The sequence below is a fragment of the Escherichia sp. MOD1-EC7003 genome (assembly GCF_002965065.1).
Classification (GTDB): Bacteria; Pseudomonadota; Gammaproteobacteria; order Enterobacterales; family Enterobacteriaceae; genus Escherichia.
This window is the reverse complement of the sequence record NZ_PTRE01000113.1, coordinates 1-7,466: the sequence shown is the minus strand read 5'-3', so window position 1 is coordinate 7,466 and position 7,466 is coordinate 1. Positions and strand designations below refer to the sequence as shown.

General features: G+C 48.4%; 6 protein-coding genes and 2 pseudogenes. 3 read left to right on the top strand and 5 right to left on the bottom strand.

Annotation, left to right across the window (positions count from 1 at the left end; genetic code table 11):
* Positions 1-184: pseudogene (locus tag A7090_RS18610) on the bottom strand (hypothetical protein); the annotation flags it as partial.
* A gap of 2 nt (positions 185-186) precedes the next feature.
* On the bottom strand, positions 187-1,113 hold the full coding sequence (locus A7090_RS18605) for a MobA/MobL family protein (RefSeq protein ID WP_015231136.1): 927 nt from the start codon (positions 1,111-1,113) through the stop codon (positions 187-189).
* Positions 1,114-1,289: 176 nt separating this feature from the next.
* Here A7090_RS18605 and A7090_RS18600 point away from each other — a divergent pair, with 176 nt between their 5' ends.
* The gene (locus A7090_RS18600) at positions 1,290-1,688 is read left to right on the top strand and encodes a hypothetical protein (RefSeq protein ID WP_021526524.1); all 399 of its coding nucleotides are present in this window, start codon (positions 1,290-1,292) and stop codon (positions 1,686-1,688) included.
* A gap of 193 nt (positions 1,689-1,881) precedes the next feature.
* Here the strand turns inward: A7090_RS18600 and A7090_RS18595 are convergent, their stop codons facing one another.
* Entirely contained in the window at positions 1,882-2,817 is a 936-nt protein-coding gene (locus A7090_RS18595) for a replication initiation protein (protein ID WP_001673223.1), read from the bottom strand.
* A gap of 1,311 nt (positions 2,818-4,128) precedes the next feature.
* Positions 4,129-5,787: an FAD-dependent oxidoreductase gene (locus tag A7090_RS18580; protein WP_001529697.1), complete on the bottom strand. Its 1,659-nt coding sequence runs from the start codon at positions 5,785-5,787 to the stop codon at positions 4,129-4,131.
* 160 nt (positions 5,788-5,947) lie between these two features.
* Here A7090_RS18580 and A7090_RS18575 point away from each other — a divergent pair, with 160 nt between their 5' ends.
* Both A7090_RS18575 and A7090_RS18570 read left to right on the top strand, forming a co-directional pair.
* Entirely contained in the window at positions 5,948-6,295 is a 348-nt protein-coding gene (locus A7090_RS18575) for an ArsR/SmtB family transcription factor (protein WP_023144239.1), read from the top strand.
* A 546-nt stretch (positions 6,296-6,841) separates the two neighbouring features.
* Positions 6,842-7,063: a hypothetical protein gene (locus A7090_RS18570; RefSeq protein WP_001329509.1), complete on the top strand. Its 222-nt coding sequence runs from the start codon at positions 6,842-6,844 to the stop codon at positions 7,061-7,063.
* A 53-nt stretch (positions 7,064-7,116) separates the two neighbouring features.
* On the opposite strand, the pseudogene A7090_RS18565 reads toward A7090_RS18570, so the two are convergent.
* Positions 7,117-7,466 (bottom strand): annotated as a pseudogene (locus tag A7090_RS18565) (hypothetical protein); the annotation flags it as partial.

Below are 7,466 nucleotides of genomic sequence, written 5' to 3'. Positions count from 1 at the left end.
CCTCGTTTCTGACTTCATCCCTGACCTGTTTTGCCACACCGTCAGAAATATCCCGATATCCGCGAAGTGTTTCCCTTGCCACAGCCAGAGAATCAGCAACAGCTTTCTGTTGCTCCATTGCGGTATGTTGCAGATGCTCCACCGATAACAGGAGCGTGAGTAATTTTTCTTCTGTGCTGGCCATGTTCAGAATCCCATAGAAAATCCACGTGACGGTGATTTAACCCGTTCAGGTTCAGTTCGGTCCTGTCTGCTCACTCTGTCTCTCATGTCAAAGCCATGCTCCCGCGCAACATCATGTTGAAGCCTTCTGACCAGTTCATGTTGCTTAACCGGAGTGTCCAGCCATTCCCTGATGTCATGCCCGACCGTTCGCGCCTGTTCAAGATGGCGGGAATAGTCCGGTTCAGACCGTTTTTGCATGATGTCATGACGCTGGGCATCATCAAGCCGTCCAGCAGCTTCAAAACCCAGATGCACTTCGGGACGTCGTTCAATGCCCTGTTCTTTCAGCGTCCGGCAGTCAATGAAGCCCCTTTCAAAGCCATGCTTTCTCATATGTTCGTTGTGCTTCACCTCCCAGCGTTTTCGCAATTCCCGCAACTGCTCTTTTTGCTGAGTGGGGGTCAGGTTTCCGGAATCCTTTTTCGCACCTCCCCGGTCGGGATACCTGGCGTTATAGCGCCGGAAATACTGTTCCGGTGTACGTTCAATGCCATCATTCACACGCTGACTCATCATGATATGCGCATGAGGCTGTTCGCCGCCGTCAATGCTCGCTTTCGGATTGTGAATGGCAAAACTCCAGGCGTGCCGTTCGCCAGCTTCCTGACGTACAAAATCCTGCACCAGTTCAAGGCGCTGTTCCGGTGTCAGTTCACGGGGTAATGCAATTTCAAGTTCCCTATAGGTCGAACCGTTCGCACGTTCAAACTGGTCAGCCGCCTGCCAGAAATGGGAAGGATTATCCCTGGCCCATTCCGGCATGTTTCCGTGTGCGGAATATTCCAAATCCTGACGGTCGCGGTATTTCTCTTTGCGCTCGATGTAATCGGCGTGGTTTGCAGCCTGCCCCTTGCCACCAAATTTAACGCTGAGGTGATAGGTTGCCACGGTTTCAGCCCTCTGCAGGAGCGCACTGTTTCTCGACGAAGGAGAGAAACATATAAGTGCGCTTCCTTCTAATTTTACGAATTAGCACGGAAGATACCCCCTGCACCCGCCGACCGCAAGCGATATACTGCTCGACCACAACACACCGCAAAAAAACACCAGGGAGCACCACGAACATGCGCATCAGCAACATCGAATGGCTGAAGAAACGGCTCGGATTCATCAGGAAGCTCGGAGAACAGACCGCGCGACAGAGACAGATTATTGACCTGCTCGACAACGAAGCCGGACTCACAGAACAGGAACGCAAACTTCTCCACGTGCTGGCAACAGCGGAAAAAAACGACTTACAGGCACAGGAGAACGAGCGAAAACAGACGATCCAGAAACGAATCGAGGGAAAAAAACAACGACGGGAACGCAATCACCGGCTCTTTCTCGCGGCTGGGCTACTGATCGAAGCAGGACTGGTAGACACAAAAACAGGCGAGCTATGCTATAAAAAAGACAGGATATTACAGGCACTTAAGGAAATTAAGTACGATCTGGAGACATCCCCAAACCCAGACGCGTAAGTGCCTCCATCCGTGTTCCGGTTCCCTGGTGCTTCCTCGCTCATTCGCTCGCTACGCTCGGTCATGAGACTGCGGCGAGCACTACCAGCACAATCATGCGGAAAGCAGCACCATTGCAGGGCTGAACGGGGAAAAACGGCAAAAAACCTACTGCTCAAAAAAACGACAGAAAGGCGCTGTTATCTGATATAGGCTATTTTCCGCTTTTCCAGTTTCGAATGGTTCGAGTAGAAACCTCCAACATCGCCGCAATAGCTTTCTGAGAATATCCATTCTCCAGCATACATAGCGCCATGAAACGCTTGTCATCGTAGGCTTCGCCTTTAGCGATGCCACCTTTCCTGCCTCTCTTGGCCTGTATTTCTGGCGTGTGCGTATCAGCCACATACTGTGCGAAAGTTTCCGGCGTGAAGTTCCTGTGCGTGTATTTCGCAATACTCTTGCCAATAGCCCGACATTCAGGCGGTGAAAGCGGAACGGGAAGCGATGCGTTGTACATTTCAACACGCTGAATCACGGCATCAAGCCACTGTGAGAATGCTGGCCAGCCCTGCCGAATCGCCCTGTAAGCCCATTTGCGCGTCATTTCGAACAGATGGCAGTTTCTCCCCATTCCGTAATGTTTATCGATGCTACGGCGCGCTGAGGCGCTCAAATCGAGATAATCAGCCAGTTCATCGAGGGAGTAGGGTTCCTCGCGCCACTCCTTCACCTGCCATTCCAGGTGGAACGGATTTTTGCAAATCAGCCCGCTGTAGTTCGCGTCTGCGTCAAGTTTCTCACACAACGAGCGTTCAATTGCGGCAGCGTATTTCAGTGCCTTAACCGAACTGTCCGGTGCGGTTCTCACGGCGATATTGAGTGCGTAAAGCAGGTGGGCGTGCCCGTTCACAGGATTTTTAACGGTGACGTTCGGTGCGGGTGAGTTCCGGTCGCTCCAGTCGATCGCTGCCCCCACGCGGTCAACGTCAAAAACCAGCCAGAACTGCGCATGAGGCTGGTTCTGCTGGATGTACCGAGCAAGAAGCGCACGCCCTTTGCCGGAGATGCGAAGACCAAAAGCGAGATCATCCGTGTGATAGGGACGGTGGGGTAAATTTTCGTCGAAGTATTGAAGCGCGGCGCTCATGTGTTACGATTCCTTCCAGGTTATCGACCGACCTCGCCCCTGTATTCTCGTGACAATCTTGGCGGAGAGACACGAATTTCAGGGGCGTTTGTTTTTCAGTCGCTTACACTACACCCAACGGCAAATCCTGTCGATCCTTCCCGAAAACCCGATCCATTTACCATAACTCCCGTTGTACGTACCCCTTAAAACGCCCTCAGCCGCTTTCTGGCGCAAAAAACGCAAAAAGACAAGAAAACACCAGGCCAAACCAGAAAAACGCGCCAGAATCGTTTTTAGAGGGCTGCATAACTATGCACGAAAGCGATGCGCGATCGATTTCGACTGTTCCGAAGGGCGAACAGGTCAAAATGACAAGTTTTCTCGCCCTGGGTGGAAAGTTCTGCACGGGGATTTTCTGTTTCAGAGCTTCACGTTTCGCCAGGACAAAAAAAACCGACCTGGGGTCGGGGCAAGAATCAGAGTCTGTGAGAAATTTTTTTTAGTTGTGGAATGCGTCAATGTTCGCAACCGCCCCAAAATACCCTGAGGCTGATAAAAAACAACTGGCACTATCCCGTTCCGGATAAAAAAACCACAAAAGTGGGGAATCCAAGAGAAACGATAGGTGTCAAATTGAGTCAGAATATTGACAATGAAATAGTTACGCAAATAAATTTAGCTGCATCACTTATTCTGATTCAATACTCAATAAAAAATGCCCGCATAATAAACCACATTTACAAAGATATATATCAAACGAAACAACCAAGTTCACAGCTCAGGATAAGAATTTTTCTCTATGTAATAGATAAAACACAGTTTTTTTATAAACTGTAATATATGAGCTGTAATATTCATGTATTAATTGTTTTTTTGAAAAGCATCACAAATTTATTTTTTACGCATACTGCCCTATTGCAACCAGCAATGGTTTTCACTTATTTTCAACATCTCATTTAATACGAGTTATACTTCAACCCGTTTAAAGTGCAACACTAACTGAGTATCATTTGTTTTCCTTACCTACCCCTGGATTCCCAGGGGTTTTTTATAACTACAAACCAGCACAACAAAAAAAACAAAACACAATAAAAACAATGAATTATATAAAACTCAACGATATCTTTGTACGGAGATTTACATTCAGGAACATTGGGGTCAGTTTGGATATAGAGAATTATTGTACGGTAAGCCTGTTTTTTGAACAGTCCACATTATCGCAATAGGGTACCATCCAGGGCGTTAATTATTTTTGTAGATTTCTATTCCATATAATACGTTTTCAATGAATCTGGAAGATGAGGTGCCATGTGTATGGCACCTCATCTCTTATTGACTCATTGATTCCGTAACCGCCTGCCAAGTTATAAAGCCACCACTCAGATTATATGTCCGGAAGCCGTGAGACTGAAGCATACGGTATGCCACATGCCCCCGCAGACCACTCTGACACCCGATAATAATCTCTTTATCTTCAGGCAACTTATCAAGATTCTCCCGCAGGGAATCAAGAGGGATGGATAGCGCGTCAGGATATTCACCAAATTGTTTCAGTTCCGCAGGAGAACGAATATCAAGTAAACAATAACTGCCCGGTTCCCGTTGTAACACATCGCGGACATGACAGATGACCGTATCGCCCTTGATAACATTTGCCGCCACCATTCCAGCCTGGTTAACGACGTCCCTTGCACTGTTGAAAGGCGGAGCATAGGTCAGCTCCAGATGCTCGAGATCGTTAACGGTAAGCCCCGCGCGCTGTACGACAGCCAGGACATCGATGCGTTTATCAACCCCTTTTTTCCCTGACGCCTGGGCCCCGAGAATTTTACCGGTATCGGGGCTGAACAGCAGTTTCAGGCTGATCATTGTTGCCCCCGGGTAGTAACTGGCATGATCAGCGGCATGGACGTAAACCTTCTCGTATCGGGTACCATGGGCTTTCAGCTGCTTTTCATTCGCCCCGACACTGCCAATACTCAGCGAAAATACCTTACAAATGGATGTCCCCTGACTGCCATGGTAAAGGCTGTGACGATCGAGCATATTATCAGCAGCAATGCGTCCCTGGCGGTTGGCTGGCCCTGCCAGAGGAACATTAGCGGGTTCCTGAAAGACAAGGTCAGGTGTTTCAACTGCATCCCCCACGGCATAGATGTCAGGGATACTTGTCTGCATACAGGCATTGACACTTATGCCTCCCCGTTTACCCACGGCGAGCCCGGCTCCTGTGGCAAGGCTGCTCTCAGGTTTTACCCCGATGGCGAGAATAACCATGTCGGTCTGCAGAAACCCACCGTCAGACAGTGCAACGCGGAATCCCGTCTCTGTCCGCAGTACCTCGGTGAGCGCCGTTCTGAGACGCAGATCCACGCCATGACTCCTGATTTCCTGATGCAGGGCCGATGCCATTTCAGGATCAACCGGAGCCATAACCTGTTCCCCCATCTCCAGCAGGGTCACACTGATCCCCCTTTCGCTCAGTGCCTCCATCACTTCGAGCCCGATAAATCCCCCCCCGACAAGCGTGGTGTGAGCGATATTATGTTGCTCAATCCACGCCTGGATAGCATCCATGTCAGTAAGATTTCGCAGTGTAAAGACACCCGCTTCCTGTAGTCCGGGCAAGGGGGGAACAACCGGAGCGGCACCGGTACTGAGGAGCAGACGATCCCATTCTTCGGTATAGACCTCCCCGGAGGTCAGATTTTTAACCGTCACCATCTTATTAACCGGGTCTACTGACATCACTTCATGACGGATACGGACGTCTATGTTAAAACGGGATTTAAAATCCTCCGGGGTTTTCAGAATCAGCGACTGCCGTAACGGAATTTTTCCGCCTATATGATAAGGCAATCCACAGTTGGCGAAAGAGACATCGCTTCCCCGCTCAAACACAACAATACTGACATCCTCTGATAACCGACGAGCCCTGGCTGCAGCGGATGCTCCCCCGGCAACACCACCAACAATCACTATTTTCATTACATCCTCTCTGTTCACTCGGGGCAAAATATCTGCCATATATAATTAGTTACCCGGTCCAGCTGGACGCTGCAGACCTGAAGATCACGGTGGCAAAATTACGCCACTATCATTATACTGAACAATATTATATAAAAATACATAATATAAGAAACCAGCAATGCCCATGAATGAAGACACAAAACGTCAGACTGATATGAAAAATGCAGCCCTGGGGGCAGCAGATGTCCTACGGGGACTGGCCAACAGCGACCGGCTATTGTTGATGTGTCAGTTAAGCCAGGGGGAAGCGAATGTGACCGAGCTGGAAGCGGCGGTCGGTATCACTCAGCCGACCCTGTCTCAGCAGTTGGGTGTCATGCGTCGCCTGAAGCTGGTCGAGACCCGACGGGCAGGTAAAATGGTATATTACCGTATCGGGGATAACCGCATCATGACGTTGTTGAATACCTTATATGATCTCTACTGCCCGCAGGCGGACCCCGACAAGGTCAAAAAACAACCTTAACGTACAATAATTTTCGATATCCAAACTGCCCCCAACATTCACCAGCACAGTTAGACATTAGCAATGCAAAATCAATGCGATTCCGGTGCCGTATGTCAGGGAGAATTATGTAAACGGGGGGGGCCGGAATCGCATTCCAGCTCATATCATTAAATACAGAAAAAAACCTCTGAGAGCACAGAGGGGATAAGGAATATGAATACTCCGGTCAGGATATTATCCTGGCTTTTATATACAACATGCTCACAAGGACAACAACTAGCTAGTTAGTTAATAGATATTAAAAATTTTAGAGCTGAAACCTTAAAGCTTGCTTCCATTCCATGTTTTATTATAAACCTTATCTTGAAAACTGAAAGGAAGTACGGCAGATTAATTAAGTTGCGTGCATTCTTTTCACGTTGTAATACAAACAAGAACACCTGCGAAGTTATTTCTCCTTACATATCCCCCTATGCCAACGGGGGATTTTTTCTGGTTCACTAACGCATAAATAATAGTGACATACTATAATTCACGAACCGTGATAATATCAGATCAATCATCATGACAAAATTAGGTGAAAATATCCCACATATTATCGATGCAGCTGTAGATTTTATGGCATCAAGCCAGGCATTTCGTGAGTATCTGAAAAAACTTCCCCCTGATAACACAATACCGCCAGATCTTACTGATGAGCACGTACCGTTATATATACGAAGGCTGGAATACTATCGACTGCTTTATCGACCAAAGCAGACAGAATCATATTGGAAAAAACGGTGAACGGTTCGCGAAATCCTTTCGCGCTCCGTGAGGCGTTGGACAAACGAAGCGCGTCAGTTTTTCCGGCTCTTACCCGTGACAGGTTTCTCCGCCAGTTTATCTTCCAGTGTCACAACTTTCTGATACACCGCCGCTGTGGCGTTGTAGTTCCTGTCGAGTATTGTTTTCATTCCCCATCCGAGCACACAGAACATAACCAGAAAAGCCACTGACACCCCACCCAGCCATTTCCAGCTATACCCTTTAAGGGTGTTGTATTCCTGCACGATATTGCTGTGAATTGTCGCAATATCCCTGTTCAGGGCATCCGCGTTTACCTTCATGTTTGCGACTGACTCTTCCAGCCGCTGAAAATCATGGCTGATGCGCTCACCTATCAGCCCTGCCACGTCCAGCTTCTGCA

Excerpts from the sequence above, each read along its gene's own strand:
- A7090_RS18600 (WP_021526524.1), top strand. The coding sequence starts at position 1,290 with ATGCGCATCAGCAACATCGAATGGCTGAAGAAACGGCTCGGATTCATC.
- A7090_RS18595 (WP_001673223.1), bottom strand. The coding sequence starts at position 2,817 with ATGAGCGCCGCGCTTCAATACTTCGACGAAAATTTACCCCACCGTCCC.
- A7090_RS18580 (WP_001529697.1), bottom strand. The coding sequence starts at position 5,787 with ATGAAAATAGTGATTGTTGGTGGTGTTGCCGGGGGAGCATCCGCTGCA.
- A7090_RS18575 (WP_023144239.1), top strand. The coding sequence starts at position 5,948 with ATGCCCATGAATGAAGACACAAAACGTCAGACTGATATGAAAAATGCA.
- A7090_RS18570 (WP_001329509.1), top strand. The coding sequence starts at position 6,842 with ATGACAAAATTAGGTGAAAATATCCCACATATTATCGATGCAGCTGTA.